This window comes from Hydrogenispora ethanolica (assembly GCF_004340685.1).
GTDB classification, from domain to species: Bacteria; Bacillota; UBA4882; order UBA8346; family UBA8346; genus Hydrogenispora; species Hydrogenispora ethanolica.
Genome location: NZ_SLUN01000008.1, coordinates 80,975 through 104,640 on the forward strand (window position 1 = coordinate 80,975; position 23,666 = coordinate 104,640).

23 protein-coding genes are annotated in these 23,666 nt (G+C 53.4%); all 23 read left to right on the top strand.

All coding sequences use genetic code 11. The annotated features are described in order from the left end of the window. The first annotated feature begins 186 nt into the window (after positions 1-186). The 23 genes from EDC14_RS08700 to mreD all read left to right on the top strand — a co-directional run bounded on the left by EDC14_RS08700 (position 187) and on the right by mreD (position 23,653). A complete protein-coding gene (locus EDC14_RS08700; RefSeq protein WP_132013897.1) occupies positions 187-891 on the top strand; it encodes a DNA alkylation repair protein in 705 nt (234 codons plus the stop codon). Positions 892-1,204: 313 nt separating this feature from the next. Continuing rightward, positions 1,205-2,377 carry a phage tail sheath family protein gene (locus tag EDC14_RS08705; protein WP_132013898.1) on the top strand — a complete coding sequence of 391 codons (1,173 nt, stop codon included), beginning with the start codon at positions 1,205-1,207 and terminating at the stop codon, positions 2,375-2,377. Between the two features lie 122 nt (positions 2,378-2,499). Continuing rightward, positions 2,500-3,024, top strand: coding sequence for an O-acetyl-ADP-ribose deacetylase (locus tag EDC14_RS08710; protein ID WP_132013963.1), 525 nt, complete (start codon positions 2,500-2,502; stop codon positions 3,022-3,024). A gap of 300 nt (positions 3,025-3,324) precedes the next feature. Then, the gene (locus EDC14_RS08715) at positions 3,325-4,509 is read left to right on the top strand and encodes an NYN domain-containing protein (protein ID WP_132013899.1); all 1,185 of its coding nucleotides are present in this window, start codon (positions 3,325-3,327) and stop codon (positions 4,507-4,509) included. A 48-nt stretch (positions 4,510-4,557) separates the two neighbouring features. After that, complete coding sequence (locus tag EDC14_RS08720) at positions 4,558-4,884, top strand: antibiotic biosynthesis monooxygenase family protein (RefSeq protein ID WP_132013900.1); 327 nt, start codon at positions 4,558-4,560, stop codon at positions 4,882-4,884. Positions 4,885-5,438: 554 nt separating this feature from the next. Then, on the top strand, positions 5,439-6,059 hold the full coding sequence (locus tag EDC14_RS08725) for an HAD family hydrolase (RefSeq protein WP_132013901.1): 621 nt from the start codon (positions 5,439-5,441) through the stop codon (positions 6,057-6,059). Positions 6,060-6,123: 64 nt separating this feature from the next. Continuing rightward, entirely contained in the window at positions 6,124-7,680 is a 1,557-nt protein-coding gene (locus EDC14_RS08730; protein ID WP_132013902.1) for an ABC-F family ATP-binding cassette domain-containing protein, read from the top strand. Positions 7,681-8,250: 570 nt separating this feature from the next. Further along, on the top strand, positions 8,251-9,057 hold the full coding sequence (locus EDC14_RS08735) for an AAC(3) family N-acetyltransferase (RefSeq protein WP_132013903.1): 807 nt from the start codon (positions 8,251-8,253) through the stop codon (positions 9,055-9,057). A gap of 11 nt (positions 9,058-9,068) precedes the next feature. Continuing rightward, complete coding sequence (fabG, locus tag EDC14_RS08740; RefSeq protein WP_243662864.1) at positions 9,069-9,812, top strand: 3-oxoacyl-[acyl-carrier-protein] reductase; 744 nt, start codon at positions 9,069-9,071, stop codon at positions 9,810-9,812. 3 nt (positions 9,813-9,815) lie between these two features. Next, entirely contained in the window at positions 9,816-10,544 is a 729-nt protein-coding gene (locus tag EDC14_RS08745; protein WP_132013905.1) for a sulfite exporter TauE/SafE family protein, read from the top strand. Between the two features lie 244 nt (positions 10,545-10,788). Next, positions 10,789-11,256, top strand: coding sequence for a VOC family protein (locus EDC14_RS08750; RefSeq protein WP_132013906.1), 468 nt, complete (start codon positions 10,789-10,791; stop codon positions 11,254-11,256). A 3-nt stretch (positions 11,257-11,259) separates the two neighbouring features. Further along, the gene (locus EDC14_RS08755; protein ID WP_132013907.1) at positions 11,260-11,751 is read left to right on the top strand and encodes a flavodoxin family protein; all 492 of its coding nucleotides are present in this window, start codon (positions 11,260-11,262) and stop codon (positions 11,749-11,751) included. 230 nt (positions 11,752-11,981) lie between these two features. Beyond that, on the top strand, positions 11,982-13,223 hold the full coding sequence (locus tag EDC14_RS08760; protein WP_132013908.1) for a DEAD/DEAH box helicase: 1,242 nt from the start codon (positions 11,982-11,984) through the stop codon (positions 13,221-13,223). A gap of 163 nt (positions 13,224-13,386) precedes the next feature. Continuing rightward, a complete protein-coding gene (locus EDC14_RS08765) occupies positions 13,387-15,648 on the top strand; it encodes an alpha-amylase family glycosyl hydrolase (RefSeq protein WP_132013909.1) in 2,262 nt (753 codons plus the stop codon). A gap of 697 nt (positions 15,649-16,345) precedes the next feature. Continuing rightward, positions 16,346-17,338, top strand: coding sequence for a transglutaminase-like domain-containing protein (locus tag EDC14_RS08770; RefSeq protein ID WP_132013910.1), 993 nt, complete (start codon positions 16,346-16,348; stop codon positions 17,336-17,338). A 175-nt stretch (positions 17,339-17,513) separates the two neighbouring features. Then, positions 17,514-17,846 (top strand): magnetosome magnetite crystal formation protein family, encoded by a 333-nt coding sequence (locus EDC14_RS08775; protein WP_132013911.1) that lies wholly within the window; start codon positions 17,514-17,516, stop codon positions 17,844-17,846. A 96-nt stretch (positions 17,847-17,942) separates the two neighbouring features. Beyond that, positions 17,943-19,139, top strand: a complete 1,197-nt coding sequence (locus EDC14_RS08780) for a TolB family protein (RefSeq protein WP_132013912.1) — start codon at positions 17,943-17,945, stop codon at positions 19,137-19,139. Positions 19,140-19,388: 249 nt separating this feature from the next. Next, the gene (locus EDC14_RS08785) at positions 19,389-19,649 is read left to right on the top strand and encodes a DUF4321 domain-containing protein (RefSeq protein ID WP_165907898.1); all 261 of its coding nucleotides are present in this window, start codon (positions 19,389-19,391) and stop codon (positions 19,647-19,649) included. Positions 19,650-19,651: 2 nt separating this feature from the next. Continuing rightward, on the top strand, positions 19,652-20,230 hold the full coding sequence (locus tag EDC14_RS08790) for a Maf family protein (protein ID WP_132013914.1): 579 nt from the start codon (positions 19,652-19,654) through the stop codon (positions 20,228-20,230). Between the two features lie 9 nt (positions 20,231-20,239). Then, entirely contained in the window at positions 20,240-20,929 is a 690-nt protein-coding gene (gene radC, locus EDC14_RS08795; RefSeq protein ID WP_132013915.1) for a RadC family protein, read from the top strand. Positions 20,930-21,105: 176 nt separating this feature from the next. Further along, positions 21,106-22,146: a rod shape-determining protein gene (locus tag EDC14_RS08800; protein WP_132013916.1), complete on the top strand. Its 1,041-nt coding sequence runs from the start codon at positions 21,106-21,108 to the stop codon at positions 22,144-22,146. A gap of 134 nt (positions 22,147-22,280) precedes the next feature. Beyond that, complete coding sequence (mreC, locus tag EDC14_RS08805; RefSeq protein ID WP_132013917.1) at positions 22,281-23,153, top strand: rod shape-determining protein MreC; 873 nt, start codon at positions 22,281-22,283, stop codon at positions 23,151-23,153. Further along, a complete protein-coding gene (gene mreD, locus EDC14_RS08810; RefSeq protein ID WP_132013918.1) occupies positions 23,153-23,653 on the top strand; it encodes a rod shape-determining protein MreD in 501 nt (166 codons plus the stop codon). The genes mreC and mreD overlap by 1 nt, the downstream gene beginning before the upstream one ends. Positions 23,654-23,666: the final 13 nt, after the last annotated feature.

A 23,666-nucleotide genomic window follows, 5' to 3' on the forward strand; every position in this document is an offset into this window, starting at 1 on the left:
TGGATAAGAAGGAAAATAAAGTTATTTGTTGAATAACATACCAGCTAAAACAATGTTGCCGCGGAGCGGATGTCTGGGTACCCAACAATTTGCAACTATTGTAATGTTTCATTCCTGACCTGAGTTCGCGTTAAGCACGTTTCGCTTTTGATTTTAAAGTAAAATTTGGGAGAGAGGAGCAAGCTGATGGCAAGAGCGAGAATGGGGTTGGATGAAGTTCTCAAAAATCTAAAGGTGGCGGCCGTTCCGCGAGCCGAGGAAGGGGTCCGGGCCGGATTGACGACGCGGAGCGCTTATGGAGTTTCCATCCCTACGTTGCGAAAACTGGCAAGGGCAATCGGTCGGAATCATCTCCTGGCACAACGGCTTTGGGAGATCGAGATCCGGGAGACCCGGCTGTTGGCCGGAATGATTGCCGATCCCGACCAGGTAACCGTGGAGTTGATGGAAAAATGGCTCGCTGCCGTTGCGGATCAGGAACTCTGTGATCAGACCTGTATGAATCTGTTTGAAAAGACCTGCTTGGCTTATTCCAAAGCGGTCGAGTGGAGTTCCCGTCCGGAAGAGTTCGTCAAGCGCGCTGGTTTTGTCATGATGGCCCGCTTGGCGATGAACGGGAGACAGATGGTGGATGCGCATTTCCTGGCCTTTTTGCCGCTGATCGAGAAAGAAGCGACGGATAACCGGCTCGCCGTCAGAAAAGCGCTGAGTTGGGCTTTACGGAAGATTGGCAAGCGGAATGAGTACCTAAACGAGCAGGCGATCGTCGTTGCGCTGCGGCTCAAGCAAATGGAGAATCAGAGTGCCCGGTGGATTGCGGGGGATGCCTTGCGTGAACTTCAAGGCGCGGCGGTTTTGGAGCGGCTGGGTAGCCGGGGTTTGGTCTCTTAAGTACACAAGCAGAATTTTCTCGAATTTGGCTTTATTATATTTTCCGTTGAACCGGCACCCAGCAAAGCCGGTTTTTTGTCAGGCGATTTAAAAGCCATGTGATAAAGTCCTCTAATTCAGAAATCATCCTTTCAATGGACTAAAAAACGACTTTATCACTTGCTTTTCTGAGCTTTTGTGTTCACCCTGGCCTTCGGACAGGGTTTATCACAACGCTTTTAAAAACGATTGAGTCAGAGCAATTGGACACTGCTCCAAAAGCTCAAGCTTGACGATTTGGAACTCTGATTTTAAGGGATGAGGAAGTGAAAAAATGTTGAGACAAGCGGAGTCTTTACCGGCTCTTCATTTGGAAACTGGAGCCGAACTTCCAACCATTCAAAAAGCCCCGACCGGAATCGGCGCGTTTATCGGCATCACGCAGGACGGTCCTTTAAACCGGGCGGTCCGTTTAACGGGTATTGCCGATTTTCTAACGGTCTTCGGTGATTTTAACCCTGCCGTGGAGGCAGGGTACGCAGTCTCGCAATTTTTCAAGAATGGCGGCAGGGAAGCGTGGTTCGTCCGGGTCGGACGGGACAGCCGGGCGTCGGACATCGTCGGCAACAGTGCGGACGGGACTGGAATCTTCGCCTTGGATGCGGTTGATCTTTTTAATCTGCTTTGTATCCCGGCGCTCAGTCATTTGCCCGATTGGGAACTGCAGTCGGCCCTGGCTCCGATCCGCCAATACTGTCAGAGCCGGCGCGGAATGCTGCTGTTTGATCTGCCGCCGGAGCTCGTCGAACCCAATGGGGTCAAACGCTGGTTGGCGGAACACGAATCATTGCGCCATCCGAATGTGATTAGCTTTTTCCCCCGTTTGAAGATTGTCGATCCCTTGAACATGAACCTGCATCGCTTGATTGGACCCAGTGGAACGATTGCCGGGGCCTTTGCCCGGCACGATTTCAATCATCAGGTCTGGTCCGAACCCTGCGGCGGCGAATTGCCGCTGCTGGGAGTGATGGGCTTGGGATACAGCCTCAGCGATGAAGAGGCGGCTTTTTTAAATTCGTTGGGCATCAATGGCCTGCGCAAATTCGGGGAGTTTGGAACGGTCATTGCCGGTTCCAGAACGACTATCCAGGCGGAAGCCTCCGATTCCAACTGGCGTTCCATTGCGGCGCGCCGCTTGTCTTTCATGATTCAGGAGAGTTTGCATCGCGGCACGGAATGGGTCTCCGACAGGTGGAACGATGAAAAACTCTGGGAGCAACTCCGGGAGCAAGTCAGTGCTTTTATGCAACAATTGTACGAGGAACAGGCGTTCCAAGGAACGACTGCGGCTGACTCATTCTTTGTGAAATGCGACGCGGAGACCAATCCCTCCGCCGAACAGGACCGCGGCCGGGTTTTACTGTGGGCCGGATTTGCTCCTTCCGAGCCTGGGAAGTTTGTAATCCTGAAGCTATGCCGGCGCGCAAAAAAGCAGCGGTTGGCATGATTCTTATGCTATAACCCAAAGAACTGTCGGGTTTTAACAAATCGAGGCTGGCGGATTGCATCCGAAATGGTATAATCATGGGTGTGGCTGAGGCGAGGTGATCTGCAGTGCGCTTGAAATCCTTGGATGAACGGATTCAGCTGATACAGGGGGATATTACCCGGCTCAAAGTGGATGCGATTGTCAATGCGGCGAACCGTGGACTATGGGGCGGCGGCGGAGTAGACGGAGCGATCCATCGGGCCGCGGGTCCGGAGCTGAGCGAGGCCTGTGGAAGGATTCGCAACGTCCAAGGGGGATGCCCGACTGGGGAGGCGGTCATTACGCCTGCCGGCAGACTGGCGGCGAGATATGTGATCCATACGGTTGGCCCGGTTTGGAACGGCGGCGGAGAGAATGAGGTTGAGTTACTAGCCGCTTGTTATCGGAATAGTCTGAAATTGGCGGTGGACCACGCTGTCAAGACCATCGCATTTCCGAATATCAGTACGGGAGTATACCGTTTTCCCAAGAAATTGGCCGCTGGGATCGCTCTACGGGAGATTGGGGACTTTCTACGGCAAGATCGAAATTTGGAAGCAGTGATGCTGGTCTGCTTCGATGCGGAAAATTATGCGATCTACTTGCAATGGAACGGGAGAGAATAAGTCCGGTCGGCCCGGACCGGGCTTGGAAATGAACCGCTCAGATTGCAGGTTGCCGGGAATTGCGGCGTTTCGGGAAATTCATGAGTCTGGCAACAGCCTTTGGAGCACAATAAAGGGAACAGGCTCCCGATAGGCGATGACAGAGGACCGAAGCGTATCGGGATCATTAAAGAATTTCTCGCCGGAGCGCCGACTATCATGAGGCTATTCTTTCAAGATTCGGAGCGACGAAATGACGGGTCTCCCCTGACAGCGGAATTGCCGGTGTTAAGCTGAAATGAAAAGACAAAGGAGTTATGAATGGAAGAACAACAAGTCGCAATTTATCTGGATTTCGAAAATCTGGCGATCTCCGCCGAAGAGGTATATCCCTCCAAGGATAAACCTCTGGTGATGCAGCCGATTGTCGATTATGCCACGACTCAGGGAAATGTTTGCATTAAGAAAGCGTATGCCGACTGGTCCAAAGACACATTCTCCCAATATCAAAACGTACTGATGGAGCAAGGTTTCGAGCTGGTCCATTTGCCGGCCACTAATCTTCAGGGCAAGAATGGCTCCGATGTTCGGCTGGCCATCGATGTGATGGAAAATTTGGAGTTATTCGAGACCATCAACACCATCGTGCTGGGTTCCGGCGACACCGACTTTGTGCCATTGATCCAGCGGGTCCGGGCCCGGGGGATCAAAGTGATCAGCATCGGTTTCGATCACAGTGTGGGCAACCTGGTCAAGAATAACAGTGCCGAATTCAAATCGCTCGAAGAGTTAATCGGCAAGCCGGAGGCAAATTCGTTATCCTCCGACTTGGTGCAGGAGCGGGATATCTCCTATGGGCGGGAGTTATTGATCCGTTATATCCGTAACCGCAATAATGATGAGCCGGTCTTGTTGGCAACGCTAAAGCAGGATCTGCTGCGGTTGGACCCTTCCTTCTCCGAGAAGAAACTGGGGTTCTCCTCATTCAAAAAGTTTATCAATTCATTCCTCGGCAATCTGGTCAACCGGGTCGATCAGACAGAGAAGGACGGCTTGCTCTTGGTTTACCTCAATGACGTGGACATTCCGCAAAACAAGCGGACTAACTTGAAAGAAGAAGCCCAGGCCTTTTTGGCCAAGAACATCCGTTTCCAGAAGAATAAAGAAAAACGGCTGGCCATTTCCAAGTTTCTGATCGATGAATATAAAGAGAACAAAGAGATGACCATGAGCCAGATGATCGATTTCACCAGCGAAAAGATGAAGAATCTGGCCAAAGTCGATATCCGGAAGTTCATCAACCTGCTCTTCTCCGGCAAGGCCTTCGAGCAGATCGAAAAAGGGCGCCAACGTCCATTGCTGTTCCGTCCGATTAAGCTGCGGGGAACCGTCAATAACCCGGAGACGCTCGAACAGATCTATATCAACCGGGTCGTGGAGATCCTCAAAAACCGCTACTCCGCTCTGACCGACGACGATATCAAGGCGTTATTGGAACGGAAATGACGGTGACCCCCCCAAAAACGGAGCGCGTGAACGAAGGGAGACGCATCAATGATTGTCCGATCATGGCATGGTGTGGTGCCGGCCGCTCAAGGCGAGGCTTTCCGGGACTATCTGCTTCGGACCGGCGTGGCTGAAACTCAGGCGATACCCGGCAACCGGGGGTCTTATATTCACAGCCGGGAGCGGGATGGTTGGGAGCATTTCTTTATGGTGTCTTATTGGGACAATTGGGAGGCGATCCGGATTTTTGCCGGTCCCGATCCGCAAATCGCGGTGGATTATCCGGAGGACCGGAAGTTCGGCCTGATTGCCGATCCGATCGTACTCCATCATGAGGTAGTCGGAGCGCCCGCCGGTTTTCCCGGCTTCGACTAACCTGGGATCCCGCAATGAAGGCTGCTGCGCCAAGCATGGGCAGCCTTTAAGATTGCCGTGGCGCTTTGCCCATGGAGATAGTTGTTTCGTCCGGCCGAATCCGTCGTTCGCCAGCAGGTTTGAAATATTCGTAACGGCTCAAATCTTGTACAATAAAAGTCAGAAAGCAGTTGCCCTTCAAAAGGAGATTTGCGATAATCAATGAGAGAGCTTGCTCAATCGTTTAGCAAGCTTGTTTTGTGAATGAGAGAGCTTGCTCAGTCACTCAGCAAGCTCATTTTGTGAATAAGAGAGCTCGCTCAGTCGTTCAGCAAGCTTGTTTTGTGAATAAGAGAGCTCGCTCAGTCGTTCGGCAAGCTCTTTTTGTGGATAAGAGAGCTCGCTCAGTCGTTCAGCAAGCTCATTTTGTGAATAAGCGAGCTTGTTCAGTCGCTCGGCAAGCTCTTTTTGTGGATAGGTGATCTGTTCCTGTGGATAAATGGAGTCATTGAACGCGGTTAACGGTCCCGGCTGTTGACAGTCGGGAATTCCAGATCTGAAAGGAGATATTCAACATGATTCGCGCTTTTGTATTCGATTTAGGGAACGTACTGATCCGCATCCTCCCGGAGCGGATCTTTCAAAACTGGGGGGAACAATCCGGGCTAGATTGGCGAGAGATTTATGCCCGGTTCCGTTTTGACGAGGTTCATGATGCGTTTGAACGGGGCGAAGTGGCTCCGGCGCAATTCTTGGCCCATATTCGTCAGACCTATGATCTGCCCTTAACCGACGCGCAGTTGGAGCAAGGTTGGAATGCCATTTTTGTCGGCGAGGTCCCTGGCGTCACCGGATTGATTCGCGCTTTAAAATCACATTACCGCGTAGTCGCATTAAGCAACACCAATGCAATCCATGTGCCATTCTTCAAGGCCGCTTATGAAGAAACATTGCGGGACCTGGAATATGTCTTCGCCTCCAACGAGATCGGCACCCGCAAACCGGAAGCCCAGGCTTACCAGACGGTTATGGACTATCTGCAGATGCGTCCCGAGGAATTGGTCTTCCTGGATGACAACGCTGCTAATGTCCGAGCTGCCCGGGCTATTGGGATGCAGGCGATTGAATTTACCGCAGTGGAGGAGGCTCTCGCCGAGCTGTGCAAGCTCGGAATTGATCAGACGCAGGCATCCTAGGGAAAGAGCTCGCCGTAATGATTGACTTGGACAAAGTAAAGATGATAGGACAACGTGAGGTAAAATGAGTATTTTAACAGTCGAGAATGTCAGCCATGGCTTTGGTAGCCGCCAGATCCTGGCCAATGCCTCCTTCCGGCTGCTCAAGGGCGAGCATGTGGGGCTGGTGGGAGCCAACGGCGAGGGGAAATCGACCTTTCTGCGCATCATCACCGGGGAACTCAATCCCGACCAAGGACGGATCGAATGGTGCAACCGGATCACCACCGGCTACCTGGATCAGCATACCGCGCTGACCCGGGGCAAGACCATCCGCGAAGTGCTGCGGGAGGCATTTCAGCACATGTTCGATCTCGAAGCGGAGATGCAGGGGATCTACGAGAAAATGGCCGAGGCTTCCGAGGCCGACTTGGCCGCGATGATGGAAGATGTGGGCGAGATTCAGAGCACCTTGGAGCATAACGGTTTCTACAGCATCGACGCCAAGATCGAGGAAGTCGCCAACGGCCTGGGATTGGGGGAGATCGGCTTGGACCGGGATGTCGCCGATCTGAGCGGCGGGCAACGGGCCAAGGTCCTGCTGACCAAGTTATTGCTGGAGAATCCGATGATCCTGATCATGGATGAGCCCACGAACTTCCTGGATGAGAATCACATCCGCTGGCTCCAGAACTACCTGCAGAATTATGAAAATGCTTTTATTCTGGTCTCCCACGATATTTCCTTTTTGAACAAGGTTGTCAATGTGATCTATCATGTGGAGAACGCCACGCTGACCCGGTACACCGGAGATTACGACGCCTTTGTACAGATGCATCAGCTGAAAAAGGTCCAGAATCAGAAAGCCTATGAGAAGCAGCAGAAGGAGATCGAACGGCTCGAGGATTTCGTGGCCCGGAATAAAGCCCGGGCGGCTACGGCCAACCTGGCAAAGAGCCGTCAGAAGAAGCTCGACAAGATGGAGCTCATCGCCAAAGACCGGGAGAAGCTGAAACCGGCCTTCAAATTCCGCGAGGGCCGCACGCCCGGCCGGAATATCTTCCAAGCCGTCGATCTGGTGATCGGCTACGAGGAACCGCTGACCCAGCCCTTGAATCTGATCCTGGAGCGCGGCAAGAAGGTAGCCATCAAAGGCGTCAACGGCCTCGGCAAATCGACCTTGCTCAAGACCTTGCTGGGGATCCAGCGCCCGGTGGCGGGAGAGGTGAGGCTGGATCAGTTTGTGTTGCCCGGCTATTTCGAGCAGGAGGCCGGACGTTACAATCATCAGACGGCGCTCGAAGAAGTATGGAACGAGTTTCCCGGCCTGAGCAACGCCGAAGTCCGGGGCGCTTTGGCGGGCTGCGGACTGACCCGGGAACATATTGCGAGCCAGATGATGGTCCTGAGCGGCGGGGAGAATGCCAAGGTCCGTCTCTGTAAGCTGATGTTGAAGGAGATCAACTGGCTGGTGCTGGACGAACCCACCAATCATCTGGATGTGGACGCCAAGGAGGAACTCCGGCGGGCCCTGCGGGAGTTCCGGGGAACGGTGGTCGTAGTCAGTCATGAGCCGGAGTTTTATGAAGATTGGGTAACCGATGTCTGGAATGTGGAGGACTGGACGACCAAGATTGTATAACATTCCTTCCACGGAAAGAATGCAAAGCCTCTAACCAAATTTGGATAGAGGCTTTTTATCTGGGCGTAATTCGGGTAACCAGGCACGGCTCCGGCGGAGTTCGCCGCGTGGACTATGGTAGAAGCGATGGGGAAAATTACGCGATGCTTGCCCTAGAAGCGTTGTGATAAACCCTGTCCGAAGGCCGGGGTGAACACAAAAGCTCAGAGAAGCAAGGGATAAAGTCGGTTTTAATATCCTTTTGCAGGTCGAATCGAAGTGAAAGAGACTTTATCACATGGCTTCTAGAAGCGTTGTGATAAACCCCGTCCGAAAGGTCGGGGTATTCACAAAAGCTCAGAAAAGCAAGTGATAAAGTCGTTTATAAACCTTTTTGCCTTCTGATTTCCGATTCAAAAGACTTTATCACATGGCTTCTAGAATGGACGGGTTAACGGATAAGGCCTGAAATGAGCAGGAAGAAAGCGGTAGAGGTCGAATTGTAAAGAAAGGAAATCGATTCTACGCATATGGGAAGTCACCTTCAAATGTCCGGCATACTGATTGCGACATCGATTGACGAGGTGTAAAATGGGCGAGGCCGAAGCAATCCGGAGAACCAAGCGGATCAATACTATCGAAAGCCTTCAAAGTGACTTTGAGGCACTCGGTGTCCAAAAAGGGATGGTCCTGATCGTTCACGCTTCATTGAGCGCCATGGGCTGGGTTTGCGGCGGCCCGGTCGCGGTGATTCAAGCACTGATGGCCACGTTGACCGGCGCTGGCACCCTGGTAATGCCCGCCCATTCCGGCGATTACTCGGACCCCCGTTACTGGGAGAATCCGCCGGTGCCGCCGGATTGGTTCGAGCCGATTCGCAACACCATGCCGGCGTACCAGCCGGAGATCACGCCGACCCGAGGAATGGGAGCGATCGCCGAAACGTTTCGCAAGTTCCCGAATGTCGTGCGCAGTTTCCATCCGGCAGTATCCTTTACGGCTTGGGGAAAGGATGCGGAGGCCATTACTGAAAACCATTCCATCGATTACTCCCTGGGAGAGGATTCCCCGCTGGCGCGGATCTATGATTTGGACGGCTGGGTATTGCTGCTGGGCGTGGCCTATCATAGCAACACCTCATTTCATCTCGCGGAATACCGGACCGCCCGCCGAAAATATATCAAGGCCGGCGCGCCGATTATCGAAGCCGGCCGGAGGGTTTGGCGGGAATATGAGGATATCGAGTTGAATACGGACCGGTTCGATGAATTGGGAGCCGATTTTGAACTTCAACATCCGGTCGGCATCGGTTCTATCGGCCTGGCCGAATCGAAGCTCTTTCGGCAAAGAGCGGCGGTCGACTTCGGCCAAAAATGGTTGGAGAATAGGAGGAAATAGCATTGGCGGACTTGGGATTGAAAGGAAAAGTGGCTTTGGTGACCGGCAGCGCGCGCGGGCTGGGACGGGCCATCGCCGAAAAACTGGCGGCGGAACAAGCAAAGATTGTGGCCACCGATATCAATGAGGCCATGGCGGAAACTACCGCCGCGGCCATTGGTGAGCGGTTTCGGGTCGAGACGCTTGCTCTGGGCCATGACGTGGCGAAGGAGGAATCCACCAAAGCGGTTGTCAAGGCGGTCGTCGAGCGTTTTGGCCGCATCGACATTCTGGTCAACAACGCCGGGATCACCCGGGACGCCCGGCTGATGATGATGAAAATGGCAGACTGGGAGCTGGTTTTACGGGTGAATCTGACCGGAGCCTTCCTCTGCAGCAAGCTCGTTTCCAAACAAATGTTGAAGCAGAATTCCGGCAGTATCGTGAATATTGCCAGTGTGAGCGGATTGACCGGCAATGTGGGCCAGGCCAATTATTCCGCTTCCAAGGCAGGCTTGATCGGCCTCACCAAAACTACCGCCCGGGAGCTGGCGGAGCGCGGGATCAACGTGAATGCGATCGCTCCGGGTTTCATTGTATCGGATATGACGGAGGTGCTTGCTCCCGAAGTTGCGGCCAAAACGCTGGCCCAAATTCCCATGAACCGGTATGGCCAACCCGACGACGTGGCCAATGTAGCGCTGTTTCTCGTTTCGGATCTGGCGCGATACATTACCGGCCAGGTGATTCCGGTTGATGGCGGGATGGTTATGTAAGTCATGACACCATTACTTTGGGAATCGCTCATCATTTTTTTGGCCGGATTGATTCAAGGAATTACCGGCTTTGGGTTCGCGCTGATTGCCGTGCCGCTCCTGGCCTTTTTTATCCCCCTAAAAACGGTGGTGCCCCTGGTCGTTATCCTCAGCTTGGTGACGAACCTGTTTATCTTTTGGGAGACGCGAAAGCAGGTCCGGTTGGGGGAAATCCGGATCATTACCATTTTTGGCCTGGTTGGAATCCCTTTCGGCATCGTAGCCCTGCAGTTGCTGGACTCCAACCTTTTGAAAGCCACGGTGGGGATGTTGATCACCTTGACCGCGCTGGCCATGTTTTTTGGTTTCAAGGTCAAGCTGCGCCACCGGACGCTCTCCAGCGGAATGGCCGGTTTCTTGAGCGGTTTTTTTAATGGCAGCATCTCGATGAGCGGACCGCCCATTGTGCTGTTCCTGGCGAACGAGGATAGCTCCAAAGGGGAGTTTCGGGCCAATCTGACAGCTTATGCAGTGATTACGAATATTGTGACCATCGGCTCGTTTTTATTCAGCCGGGTCATAGACCCGGACGTTTTCGGTCACAGTTTTCCCATGCTGCCCGGACTCCTCGCCGGCATGGGCCTGGGCATGGTCGCGGCCCGGAGGATCAATGAACGCATATTCCGCAGCATTGTCTTGGGTTTATTGGTAATCACCGGGATCGTGACCGTGAGCGCGACTCTCCGTGCCTGATGACAGGCAAGGGACCGGATTTTGTTAACTGAAAGTTTTCATGCAAGCGGTGCTGTTTTTGGTATATTGATACATAATCGAGAGAATTGCATAATTTATCAAATAATCTTTGGTCCACAATATATTGATAGATATATTTAGGCTTTGCACTATATATTGTGGCCACGGGGTTCGTTAAGGTAATTATGCAATTCTCTGAATCAAGCGGATGCAAACAAATCACGAAACGGAGCGATGCGTCGTCATGGATTCAATCCGGTATGTCCATACGAATCTGATCGCCAAAGATTGGCGGAAACTGGCCCAGTTTTATATCGATGTCTTCGCTTGCCAACCCCTTTACCCCGAGCGCGATCTTTCCGGATCCTGGCTTGAGCAAGCCACCGGGATCGACGGGGTGCACATTCGGGGCATTCACCTGAGGTTGCCGGGTTATGAAAACGGTCCGACTCTGGAGATTTTTACCTATGCTCCCGAGAATCTGCGCCCGGAACCGCCGCGCATCAACGACCAGGGTTTTGGACATCTGGCGTTTCACGTCGATTCAGTGGAAGAACTGACCGCGAAATTGCTGGCCCATGGCGGCGCAACGCTGGGGCCGATTATCCGGCAGGACTATCCGGAGCTGGGACAGTTGACCTTTGTCTACGCCACCGATCCGGAAGGGAATTTCATCGAGATCCAAAACTGGCAAAAGCAGAAAGCAGGTTAGCGGATGAAGATCGCCATCATCTACCACTCCCAGGGCGGCAACACCAAAAAAGTGGCCCAGTTGATTGCCGAAGGGGCTAAGATCAGCGAAGCGATTGAAGTAGCGGCGATGAGCATCGGCCGACTGGATGAGGAATTCATCAACGAAGCCAAGGCGGTCATCTTCGGCTGCCCCACGTATTACGGGACATTTTCCTGGCAGATGAAGAAGTGGTTCGACACGACCAAAATCGATCTGGAAGGGAAACTGGGCAGCGTATTTGCGACCGAGAACTATTTGGGCGGCGGAGCCGATGTCGCGGAACTGGGACTCATCGGCCATATGCTGATCCGCGGCATGCTGGTCTACTCCGCGGGGTGCGCTAAAGCAGGGCCGATTACCCATTACGGAGCGGTGACTATCAAAGACGGCGATGAGTGGCAGCAGCGGCGGGCCCGCTTATTAGGGAAAAGGGTCGCAGAAAAAGCTTGGGAGCTGTTCGCGGCCGGACAATAAAACTCCCGGGAAAGATTAAAACCGTTCGAAGATTCCTTTCTTCGAAGTAGCGTGGCAGTCCTTGCATCCCATGGCGGATAGCCTACGACTCTGGAAAGTCTGCGTCTTGAAAGAAGCGCGGGGTATAGCATTTGCAAGAGAAGCAAGAATATCAAGGAACTGTGCTGACAGACATTGAGCGAAAAATGGTTGTTCGAGACTTTATATAAAAAAATAAGGAGCATCTATCATTGTCATTTGAAAGTTTACATTTGATCCCCCCGATACTGAAAGCTTTGAAAACGGAAGGATACACCGAACCCACGCCCATCCAGGAACAGGCGATCCCATTGATCCTGGGGCGCCGCGATCTGATCGGTTGCGCCCAGACCGGGACCGGCAAAACCGCCGCTTTCGCCATTCCCATCCTGCAGTTGTTGCACGGCGAGGCGGCGGGCGACGCCAAAAGGAAGCCGGTGATTAAGTCCTTGATCCTGACTCCCACCCGGGAACTGGCGATTCAGATCGGGGAAAGCTTTGCCGCGTACGGCCGGCACACCGGCTTGCGGCATACGGTGATTTTCGGCGGCGTATCCCAAAACAGTCAGACCGATGCCTTGAAAGCCGGGGTGGACATTTTGATTGCCACACCCGGCCGGCTGCTCGACCTGATGAACCAGAAATTTGTCAATCTGCACCACATCAAGCTGTTTGTGCTGGATGAGGCCGACCGCATGCTCGACATGGGCTTCATCCATGACGTCAAAAAAGTCGTCGCCCAGCTGCCGTCCCGCCGCCAAACGCTATTGTTCTCAGCGACCATGCCCCGGGAGATCGCGGAGCTGGCTCAGACGATCCTGATCGACCCGGTCCAAGTGGCGGTGACTCCGGTCTCTTCGACGGTGGACGCCATTGACCAATCGCTGTATTTCGTGGATAAGCAAAACAAGAAATCCCTGCTGGTCCATTTGCTCAAAGACCCCGCCATCCTTTCGGCGCTGGTTTTCACCCGGACGAAGCACGGAGCCGATAAATTGACCCGCTATCTGAACAAATCGGGCGTGCAGGCCGAAGCCATTCACGGCGATAAATCGCAGACCTCCCGGCAACGGGCGTTGAATAATTTCAAGTCCCGGCAGACGCGGGTCCTGGTGGCGACCGACATTGCGGCGCGGGGGATCGACGTGGAAGAGTTATCGCACGTCATTAATTTCGATCTTCCCAATGTGCCCGAGACCTATGTGCACCGGATCGGCCGGACCGGCCGGGCCGGCTTGAGCGGGGTGGCGCTCTCCTTTTGCGATCAGGAAGAAAAGGAATATCTGAAGGATATTCATAAATTAATCGCGCAACCCATCCGGGTGGTCGAGGATCACCCTTTTCCCATGACGATGGCCGATCCCATCCCCCAGGCTTCAGCGCCCAAACGGCCGACGGCAGGCAAGCCCGGACCGGTCGGTTATTTCCGGCGGCGCGGCGGGAAACAGTTTTGAGCGAATGAGATAAGTTTGAATGATCAATGATCATCGGGCCGGAGCGCAACGCGCTCCGGTTTTTTCTCGTCGTTCAGCGCCCTGCCCTGGGGCGAATGGCGCTCATTGATTTTGGTGATTTGGGCAAAAATACCGATGCGAATCCGATTACAGGAGTGAGATTATGGAAGTCACCATTCACCTGCGCCACCCGAATCCCGCCGGAGTCCGGCTGGAACTCTGGCATCAACATGATTACCGATTTTCGCCGCAACGTTTCGATCCGGTCGCCCGGGATGAGGACGGGATCGTTTTTAAACCGCGCAACGGTTTGAGTTCGTTTCATTTTAAATTTTTAAACCTGCCGGGCGATCCCGGGATGGAGCGTTTTTACGCCGGATATCTCGGCCAAGAAGTCTGGTGCCTGCCGGAGCGGGCCGAGGTTTATGCGGTCCGGCCGGCTACGGCTCGGGGACACATCGATCAGTTCTATCAGCGGATTCAGCATTTGGTTCCCGAGGGGTTATACCTGCCGGAGACCGATGTCGCTTACTTGCGCGACGGCATTCCCCCGGCGCCCGGCAAACGGCCGGGGTTGCAAAAATCTTTGCTGGGCGCCAATGTTTTGCGGGACGGCTCGATTCTTTTCGGGCTGTTTCATCCCCGGGCCGCGCAGGTCTTTTTGGTCGGGAATTTTAATAACTGGCAATGCCCGGGCCATTCCGATCCCCGTCCGGAACAGTTTTTGCCGCTGGAACTGTACCGCGGCTACTATGATCTTCCCAATCTGTGGGTTTATCATTATCAGCCCCGCCAGCCTTTGGAGGAACTGGAGTATCAATTCTTCGTGATGGGAGGGGTGCCCCTGGAGGACGGCAGCCGCCGCCCTCAAAAGTACCTGCACGATCCCCTGACCCGTTGCTACGGCCCGGATATCACCACCAATCCCTGCCGGGTGGTGGACCCTACTCGCTACCACTGGCGGAGCGTCGATTGGCAGACGCCGGACATCGCCGACCTGATCATTTACGAAATGAACATCTACGGCTTTACCGAAGGGGATGCCGACATTCCAGCAGCGGAACAAGGCAAATTCCAAGGAGTCATCCGCCGCATCCGCAATGGCTTTTTCAAGGAGCTGGGGGTCACCGCCCTGGGATTCATGCCCACCTCCGAGGCCCCCTCGATGCAGGGACCGACGGCGCTCGGCTATGATCCATGCGGTTTCGCCGCCATCGAACGGGACTTCGGAACGCCGGATGACCTTCGCGAGCTGGTGGACACCGCCCATGGCCACGGCTTGGCGATCCTGATGGATCTGGTCTTCAACCATACCGCCAATTCTTTCAACCCCTTATGGGACAGCATCCTGGACGGCAATCCCGGCGGTTTTTATTTCAGCGGCAGCACTCCTTGGGGCAATAAAGTAGCGACGGAGCGGGAGGAGGTTCAGAACTTCCTGATCGATGTCTGCAAATTGCTGCTCAAAGAGTACCGGGTCGACGGGTTCCGTTTTGACGCGACCCATTCCGACTGGATGGACCACAATTTTCTGCGCCATCTGGAGTATGAGATCCGGGGCCGCGGTTTTAAACCGGACGCGATTTTGATCGTTGAGAATCTACCCAACCAGCCGGATCTCAATCTTCAGGGATGGAACGGCTTTGCCCAGTGGTGCGACCCGTTTCACGACAAAATGAAAGCATTGCTCCGGGAGGGAGTTTATCAGGATTGGGTCACCAACAATCCGGAGCATTTGGGAGATGTTTTTTACTATTGCCGCAACTTTTATGCCGCGCATACCAACAACGTGATCAACTATTGCGAAAGCCACGACGAGAACAGCATGGCCTATGAAGTCGCCACCGACGGTCCGGCGCTCCAAACCGAGCCGGCCAAAGAGCGCAAGGCCAGGCTGGGATTGATGGCCACCATCATGGCCCTAGGCCAGCCGATGATCTATATGGGCCAGGAATTCGGAGTCGACCGGCCCCGCAACCGGGTGCAGTTCGAATGGCCCTCGGACCTGAAAAAGCATTCCTTTTATCAATGGGCCAGCCATCTCATTCAACTGCGGCGGCGTTACCCCGGTTTGAAGCTTTCCGGGTCCGATCTTATCGGCGAAGGGAGGTTTCAATTTATCGCCGGACCCTGGCTGGAACGGGGCAAAGGACGGCTCGTCATCGGCTGGCGTGTCAAGCCCTCGGAGGTTCCCTACGAACAACTGGTGGTATTGTTCAATTTCGAACCCTACGATGTGGATTTGGAGATCGATTTCGGAACACCCGGCCTGTGGGCGAAGCTGGCCGATATTGACCGGGTGAATGATCTCCCGCCCCTGGGCACCAATTCGCCGGAGGCCCCGGAAACGATCACCACGGCCGGATTATTCCCCCATTTTACGCTCCCGTCGAGCAGCGGTTTTGTTTACAAGTGGGTTCAATAGTTTTCCGGGAGGCGGTGGGAACCGCCTCCTTTTACTCAGTAGTAGCGTGATTTGTGGATAAGAGATCGGGTTGAGGAACTGAAAAGGATCGTTTTGTGAATAATGGATCTCTTTTGGTGAATGAAAGAGCTCTTTTAGTCGCCCAACAAGCTCTTTTTGTGGATGAAAGAGCCTTTTTGTGAATCCATGAGCTATTTGAAAAACGGAGCTAGGATTCGGTGAGGGGCTTCGTTTTTGGAGGGCATGGAAGAGAGTGTAAAGAAGGAAATGACCCGATTTGCCTAGAATAATCGGTAAGGCCGTTAACAGATATTTACATTGAAACACAACTTGATGCTCCGGCAAGGCATAGGGCGGGATGCATAGTTTGTAGTATCCGGGAATAAATTTTACGGAATCATTTTTCGATTTGGCACTTGGATCATTTATGGTTCGGAGAAGTTCAATTTTAGAAGCCATGTGATAAAGTCTTTTGAATCGGAAATCAGAAGGCAAAAAGGTTTATAAACGACTTTATCACTTGCTTCTCTGAGCTTTTGTGTTCACCCTGGCCTTCGGACAGGGTTTATCACAACGCTTTTAGAAGCCATGTGATAAAGTCTTTTCAATCGAAAATCAGCTTGCAAAATGGGTTGTGACCCGCCGGCTTTTTCGCCGGGTTTAGCACAACTCTTTGGAAAGAGACGCAAAACTTGGAATGAATCAAAAAACGCTACCGATCCATATTTATTTCGGTTTCGCCTTGCTCGTGGCGGTGCTGCTGATGCCCTGCGCCGAAGCTTTGAGCATCTTCAGCCTGGACAGCTATGAGAGCTACCGGGTCCGGCTGGTATTGGAGGTCGTCAACCGGGGCGGACCGGCGACGAATGTCAAGATTCAAGTCCCCTTGCTGATGACGGAGCATCTCCCGCCATACCAAACGCTCCGTTCTTTTACTTTCACTCCCGCCTCACGGGAGCTGCGTTTGCGTAAAGCGGCCGATGGGCTGAGCGCCGACCTGGTTCTGGCGTCGCTGCCCCGCTTGGGACGGCTCCGGGTGGAATTCGTCTACACCTTTTTTAACTCCGCCATCGAATATCACCTGGAGCGTTCCGGCGGCTCGGATTGGGGAGACCCCGCTTACCTGAGGGCGGAGCGGGGCATCGAAAGCGGCGATCCGCAACTCAAGGCTTTGGCCGCCGCACTGACCCAAGGATGTTCGACCCAACTGGAGAAAGCGCGGAAACTATTCAGCTATGTCAATTCCAACCTGACGTATGACCCCCAGGTACAGGCCGAGCATAGCGCGGTGCGGACCCTCCAACGCAAGCGGGGATTGTGTACCGACTTCAGCCTGCTGTATATCGCCCTCTGCCGGGCGGCAGGAGTTCCGTCCCGTTTTGTGGCGGGATATCGTTTCGCTCCCCGACAGGTCGGTTATACGGAGACCGATCTCGCGCCCCATGCCCATGCTTGGGCGGAAAGTTATTTGCCGGGATTGGGTTGGGTCGTGGTGGATCCCACCTCCTTTATTTATCAGAATGGCGCGGCCGTCACCAGCTATGAATTCTTCGGCCGGATCGCGGCCGACGACCGTCACCTCTTTGCCAGCTACGCAAGGGCCGAAAAAATCGATTCCACCTACCTGTATCAGGTCTCCGCGCCGGCTCGAATCCTGGTCACACTGCGAAGCATGATCCGGAAACTATGAGACGCCGGAGAAAGGCTTTTTTGAAACGGGCCCTAAAATTTAAGAAGCCAACGATGTCGCAACCGTTTCACGAGCCGCCAGCCGGATTTTGCACTACTCCTTAACTTTTTTCACCTTATCGCGAAGGATAAATATTTCCGGTGAACCCTTCATATATATCACTGGAGGGGTGTATATGGAAAACCTGGATCCGGAACTGCGCTTCCTGATGGCAATCTCCTATCCGGTCTGGCCGGTAAGCCTATTGATGGTCGGCACCCGCCTGCGCAAAGAGCGCTTCATCCGGTATCATGGCTATCAAGCCTTGTATTTGGGGATCTGCGGGACTGTAATCTATCTGGTGGCGGGTCCCCTATTGAGGCTGATTCCATTCATCGGCCCGCTTCTGCTGCGACTGGGAGTCATGGTTTGGGTAGTTTTTGAACTGCTACTGGCCATCCGGTGTTGGCAAGGGGATTATTTTCGCGTTCCGCTGATTTACGATCTGGCGCAAGGCCTGATGGAATGATCCCGCCACAGAAAATATGAGATTTTATGGTTAAATTCTTTAAAAAATGGAAAGAACATACAGGAATTTCAAAGGGGTCAGGCGAATCATTCCGTCATGACTTCTTTCTTTTTATTAAACCGAAAATATTTGGCGCTGGGGGCGTTAGTGGCGATCCTGGCGGCGGGTTGCCTCAAAAAACCGGGCCCCCGGAGCGGCGAGTTTCAATTCAAGGTGATCGATTCCCAGACCCGGGAGCCAATCTCGGGGGTAGCGGTCAGCATCGGCGATTACCATCTGCAGACGGATCGTACGGGCTTGGTCCGGATAGCGGATTTGCCGCCGGGTGACTATGCGATGCGGTTGGAGAGGCAGTGGTATCCGACTGCCGATTTTACCGTCCATTATGTGGGGCGGCCGGTGGAAGATATCTATCTCACCAGCAATATCAGGTTGCAAGGAGCCATTCTTTACAGCGGTGACCGAAGTGGAAACCGGGATATTTACCAGCTTGACCTGGCGTCCCGGAGCGTCACCCAACTGGTCGACTATCCGAGCCACGAAGGCGAGCCGGTTCCGGTCTCAAGCACGGCGATGATCTTTACTTCGAATGCCAATTCCGAAAACGAAGAGGATTTATATCTTTATCAGGCGGGCAGTCCGGCCCAGGCTCTTTGCAGTAGTGGCAAAACCGATAACCAGCCGACGGTGGATCAAGACGGAAAGATATTGATCTTCCATTCCACCCGGAATACAACCGGGAGAATCTATCAATACAGTTTGTCGACGTCGGTTCCGACGCGGAGTGCGGTGTCAGGCCCCGTCGAATTGACCGAGGGTTATGAGCCGGCGATTAACCCCTCGGGCACTTGGGTGGCATATATCAACAGCAATCAGTTGTGGGTGGCCAAACTCACTGGGTCCGGCTTGAGCGACAAACGGGCGTTGCCGGCCAAACTGGACCCGGGCAACCCCTGCTGGAGTCCTGATGGAGAGTATCTTGCCTTTGACGCCAGAAATGAACCGAAAGGCCCGCGTTATATCTTTGTGATCCGCATGGAGGACCATGCGGTGCAACAGGTCACGGCTGATTTCGGTTCGGCAAAGATGAGCGACCATCGGCATCCGGGCTGGTGCAAAGATGAGGCGGGAGATTTCTGGCTCTTTTTCAGCACCGCGATAATCTATGATACCAGGATCGATATCTATGGCGTGAAATTCATTCCCGGCAAAACGGCGGATACTTACGATTGGCTGATGCTGAGCGGCGGTTCCGGAAGCAAGACGGACCCGACTTGGAGAAGCGAGCCATGAAGCAATCCATGGAAAAAATCGTCGGTGGATCCTACCGGCGATTTGCTTTATAATCAGTACGTTGTGTTATGTGGCGCTCTCGCGCGGCCATGGAAATCACAGCTCAAAAAATCCATGGACCCGGCGTTTTTTTGGTTCTGTCAGTTTTTTTCCTTAAATCCCAGATAAATTTACCGAGAATTCGGAAAAACAAAAGGATTTTCGTGGTGGATTGTGGAATCATTAACCCAAAACAATATGGATGGTGACATGATTTTGGGTCGTTCCGGGCGCGCGCATTGGTTGGTGCTGGTTATCTTATTGCTGATCGGGTTCATCTTCGGGACGATTCTGGGACAGATTTTACGGCCTTATCTTCCGTTCATGGCAGTGGGGGCTTCCGCCAATATGACGCCGCAAACGCTGCATCTGGCCGATGCTTTTTCACTGACCTTCGGTTTTAAAGTCAATTTAAATCTGGCCACAATCTTGGGAGTGGCGGTCGCCTTCTTTATCTATCGGCGGTTATAATGATGAAACCTTTGATTCTCGCTTCAACGTCACCCCGCCGGGCGGAACTGCTGCGCCAGATCGGGGTGGATTTTCAAATAATTCCGAGCCAGTTCGCAGAAGAGCCTCCCCCGGCCTCCGTCACGCCGCGGGAATATGTGATCGGCCTGGCCTCGCATAAAGCCGGGCAAGTCGCAGCATCGCTAAAAGAAGGAATTGTAATCGGTGCCGATACCGTGGTGGTTTCCGAAGGAGTGATCCTCGGCAAGCCCGAGGATCCGGCGCAGGCGGTAGCGATGCTTACGGCATTAAGCGGCAAAGAACATTCGGTATTCACCGGAGTGGCTTGCCTGGAGGTTCCCGAAGGAAACGTCCGGCTTTTCGCGGAAGAGACGAAGGTGACCTTTCGGCGGCTCCAAACCGCTGAGATCCAGAGCTACGTCGCCACCGGAGAACCGCTCGACAAAGCCGGTGCTTATGGAATTCAAGGTAAAGGCGCCTTGCTGGTGGAACAGATACAAGGTTGCTATTTTAATGTGGTCGGTTTGCCGCTGAGCCGCTTGGCGGCGGTTTTAGCCGAAATGGGAGTCGCAATTTGGTGAGGTGGTTGCGTGGAAAACCGGCCAACGATCAAAGACTTGCCACTGGAGGAACGCCCCCGGGAACGGTTGATTCATAACGGCCCGGAGCATTTAGCGGCGGCGGAATTGATCGCGATTATTTTGCGAACCGGTTCAGCCAATCGAACCGCCATTAATGTAGCGGAGGAGTTGATTGCCACTTATAAGGATTTACGGGGCCTGGCCAAAGCTTCGGTAGCCGAGATTGCCCATTGCCACGGGATCGGTCCGGCCAAAGCGGTGCAGTTGAAAGCCGCTTTTGAATTGGGACGCAGGGTATTGACCAGCAACCCGGTTCAGCAACCCGCCATCCGGAATCCGCAGGATATATTCGATCTTTTGAAAGCAAGTTTTCAGGATCTTGACCGGGAGCATTTCAAAGTGGTGCACTTGAATACCAAAAATCAAGTCTTAAAAATCGAGACCACGGCGATCGGGATCCTTAGTTCCTCTCCGGTACATCCGCGCGAGGTATTTAAAGAAGCGGTTAAAATGAGCAGTGCCGGCGTAGTTCTGGCTCATAATCACCCCAGCGGTGATCCGACCCCCAGCAAAGACGATCTGTTGCTCACTTCCCGCTTGCGCGAGGCCGGGGAAATTTTGGGGATTTCAGTGATCGATCATGTAATATTTGGCGATAATCGTTATATTAGTCTTAAAGAACGCGGCCACCTGTCTTGATACTACGGCAAAAGTTTCGGACTGGCTTTTGCAGGATGAATTGGAATGCTGAAAACCTTGAAACCATCGCTGCATTCAAGCGTTGTGTATTGTATAACTTTCGCTGTAGCCCGAAAAGACAGATTGAATACATAAACCACCTACAAAATTGAATAAGATCTGGAGGAATCTATCGAATGTTTAAATCACTATTGGGCCGTTTTGCTAAGGATATGGGAATTGATTTGGGTACCGCCAACACCTTGGTATATGTCCAGGGCCGGGGGATCGTTTTACAGGAACCGACGGTGGTAGCCATTGAAAAAGATACAAACAATATCTTCGCGGTGGGGAGCGAGGCCAAGCAGATGGTCGGCCGCACCCCGGGGAATATTATCGCGGTTCGCCCCATGAAAGACGGCGTCATTGCCGATTTTGACGTCACCGAGAAGATGTTGCATTACTTTATCAGCAAATCCGGCAAGAATATTGGGATCCTTTCGCCGCGGGTGATTATCGGAGTGCCTTCCGGGGTAACCGAAGTTGAAAAACGGGCGGTCATGGATGCCGGCCTACAGGCCGGGGCCAGAGAAGTATTTTTAATCGAGGAGCCCATGGCGGCGGCCATTGGCGCCGGGCTGCAGGTCGAAGAGCCTACCGGAAATTTGATCGTGGATATCGGCGGCGGCACCACCGAAGTAGCAGTCATTTCGCTGGGCGGAATCGTCTCCAGCCGTTCGATCCGGATCGCCGGCGATGAAATGAACGAGGCCATCGGCCATTATATTAAACGCCATTACAACCTGATGGTCGGCGAACGGACCGCCGAGGATATCAAACGGGAGATCGGATCCGCTTATCCGGTGGGACCCGAACAAAAGCTGGATGTCCGGGGCCGCGATCTATTGACCGGATTGCCGAAGACGATCACGATTTCCAGCAACGAAGTTCGCGAAGCTTTGACCGAACCGGTCTCGGGAATTGTCGAAGCCGTGAAGATGACGCTGGAGAAAACCCCGCCGGAACTTGCCGCCGATATTCTCGATAAAGGGATCGTCATGGCCGGCGGCGGTTCGTTATTGCAAGGCATCGATCATCTGTTGATGGAAGAGACCGGCATGCCGGTTCAGATTGCAGAGGATCCGTTGACCTGTGTGGCCCGGGGGACCGGAATGGCCTTGGAACGGAATTATCAGGATCTAAAGCGGGTGTTGATCTCCAACCGGAAAATGGCATAATACAGGCATTTGCGATGGATATGGTTCTACAATCGAGGCGCAAAACCGGTTCGCAACCGAGTGGTGGACTATCAGCATTTTGAGCCCCGGTGTAAAACCCGCTATCGCAAATGTTCCAATAAAGGGTGACCGTGTTGCATCTATTTACGGACCGCCGCTATTTATTGGTGGCATTGATTATTCTGATTATAACTTGGGGTATGTTTGTGACCTCCCGGGAACGGCCTCGTGAAGGTAAGATCGAGTATTTTTTTAATACCGCCATGGCGCCGCTGGAGAGCGTTTTTAACCGGATCGGCGGCGCCATTGACGACAGCTGGCGCACGGTCAACCGGTTGAGCCGGCTCAAGGTGGACAATGATCGGCTCCGGGCGGAGAACAGCCGCCTCAAGGCCCGTCAAGCTGGTCTCGATAAATTGCGGGCTGAAAATAACCGCTTGCGTGAGGCCTTGAAATTTCAGCAATCACAGCCGCATGAGCTAATCGGGGCGGAGCCGATCTCCGTCAATCCCAGCAATTGGTATCATACCATCATCATTAATAAAGGCGCGGCCGATGGTATCGGCAAGAATATGGCCGTGATCAACCCCGAGGGTGTCGTGGGGCGGATCGGTGAGGTCCGCAGCAATACCGCGGAGGTCATCCTGATTACTGACCCCCGCGAAGGAAACAATGTCGGCGGTGTCGTGAATCGGACCCAGGACCTGGTGATCGTGACCGGCGGGGGCTTCCTGCAAGGCGAGTGCACCGTCAAACCCGCTGTTGAAACGTATTTCAGCAGCTTGAAAAAGGGCGATCTGGTTTATACCGGGGAGACGAGTGAGATCTTTCCGCGCGGCATCCGCATCGGGCGGGTTATCCAGGTCAGCAGGGGCGCCAATAAACTGGCGAGCAAAGCGGTTTTGAAACCTGCCGTACACCTGGGCAAATTGCAGATGATTTTCGTGATCAAAACCAAACGGGATTTACCGGTGACTCCGGCTCCGATTTCGGGAGGAGGAGAATAATGCGCTTTGCAATCTTAACAATCAGCGTGATTCTGGGCGTGGCTATCCAAGCCACCTGGTTGGCGCAGTTGAATCTGCCGGGCCAGGTCGTTCCGGATCTGATTTTAATACTGGTAATCTCTTACGGATTGTTACGGGGGCCTGACGAGGGCCTCCTCTTTGGGCTTGCGGCCGGATTCTTCCTGAATCTGCATAGCGGCGGGATCATCGGCATCGAGGCGCTCTCCAAAATGATGGCCGGATACTGCGCGGGTCTTTTGGAAAAGAACATTTTTAAGGATAACCTCCTGGTCCCGGTAGTTGCCGTGCTGGCTGGCACACTGATCTTCAATTCGTTCTCAGGGCTTATGTATATTGCTTTCAAGGCGAACTACAATCTCTGGGGAATGTTTATATCCAATATTCTGCCTCAGACGGCCTACAATGCTGTTCTGGCTCCTTTAGTCTACTATTTCCTGTTTAAATCGGAACATTTCATCAGCGAGCAGAGTAATTCATGACGTTGGGGGCTTA

Bases quoted from the DNA above. Each gene is read 5' to 3' on its own strand.
- EDC14_RS08700 (WP_132013897.1), top strand. From the start codon at position 187: ATGGCAAGAGCGAGAATGGGGTTGGATGAAGTTCTCAAAAATCTAAAG.
- EDC14_RS08705 (WP_132013898.1), top strand. From the start codon at position 1,205: ATGTTGAGACAAGCGGAGTCTTTACCGGCTCTTCATTTGGAAACTGGA.
- EDC14_RS08715 (WP_132013899.1), top strand. From the start codon at position 3,325: ATGGAAGAACAACAAGTCGCAATTTATCTGGATTTCGAAAATCTGGCG.
- EDC14_RS08720 (WP_132013900.1), top strand. From the start codon at position 4,558: ATGATTGTCCGATCATGGCATGGTGTGGTGCCGGCCGCTCAAGGCGAG.
- EDC14_RS08725 (WP_132013901.1), top strand. From the start codon at position 5,439: ATGATTCGCGCTTTTGTATTCGATTTAGGGAACGTACTGATCCGCATC.
- EDC14_RS08730 (WP_132013902.1), top strand. From the start codon at position 6,124: ATGAGTATTTTAACAGTCGAGAATGTCAGCCATGGCTTTGGTAGCCGC.
- EDC14_RS08735 (WP_132013903.1), top strand. From the start codon at position 8,251: ATGGGCGAGGCCGAAGCAATCCGGAGAACCAAGCGGATCAATACTATC.
- EDC14_RS08745 (WP_132013905.1), top strand. From the start codon at position 9,816: ATGACACCATTACTTTGGGAATCGCTCATCATTTTTTTGGCCGGATTG.
- EDC14_RS08750 (WP_132013906.1), top strand. From the start codon at position 10,789: ATGGATTCAATCCGGTATGTCCATACGAATCTGATCGCCAAAGATTGG.
- EDC14_RS08755 (WP_132013907.1), top strand. From the start codon at position 11,260: ATGAAGATCGCCATCATCTACCACTCCCAGGGCGGCAACACCAAAAAA.
- EDC14_RS08765 (WP_132013909.1), top strand. From the start codon at position 13,387: ATGGAAGTCACCATTCACCTGCGCCACCCGAATCCCGCCGGAGTCCGG.
- EDC14_RS08770 (WP_132013910.1), top strand. From the start codon at position 16,346: ATGAATCAAAAAACGCTACCGATCCATATTTATTTCGGTTTCGCCTTG.
- EDC14_RS08775 (WP_132013911.1), top strand. From the start codon at position 17,514: ATGGAAAACCTGGATCCGGAACTGCGCTTCCTGATGGCAATCTCCTAT.
- EDC14_RS08780 (WP_132013912.1), top strand. From the start codon at position 17,943: ATGACTTCTTTCTTTTTATTAAACCGAAAATATTTGGCGCTGGGGGCG.
- EDC14_RS08785 (WP_165907898.1), top strand. From the start codon at position 19,389: ATGATTTTGGGTCGTTCCGGGCGCGCGCATTGGTTGGTGCTGGTTATC.
- EDC14_RS08790 (WP_132013914.1), top strand. From the start codon at position 19,652: ATGAAACCTTTGATTCTCGCTTCAACGTCACCCCGCCGGGCGGAACTG.
- EDC14_RS08800 (WP_132013916.1), top strand. From the start codon at position 21,106: ATGTTTAAATCACTATTGGGCCGTTTTGCTAAGGATATGGGAATTGAT.
- mreD (WP_132013918.1), top strand. From the start codon at position 23,153: ATGCGCTTTGCAATCTTAACAATCAGCGTGATTCTGGGCGTGGCTATC.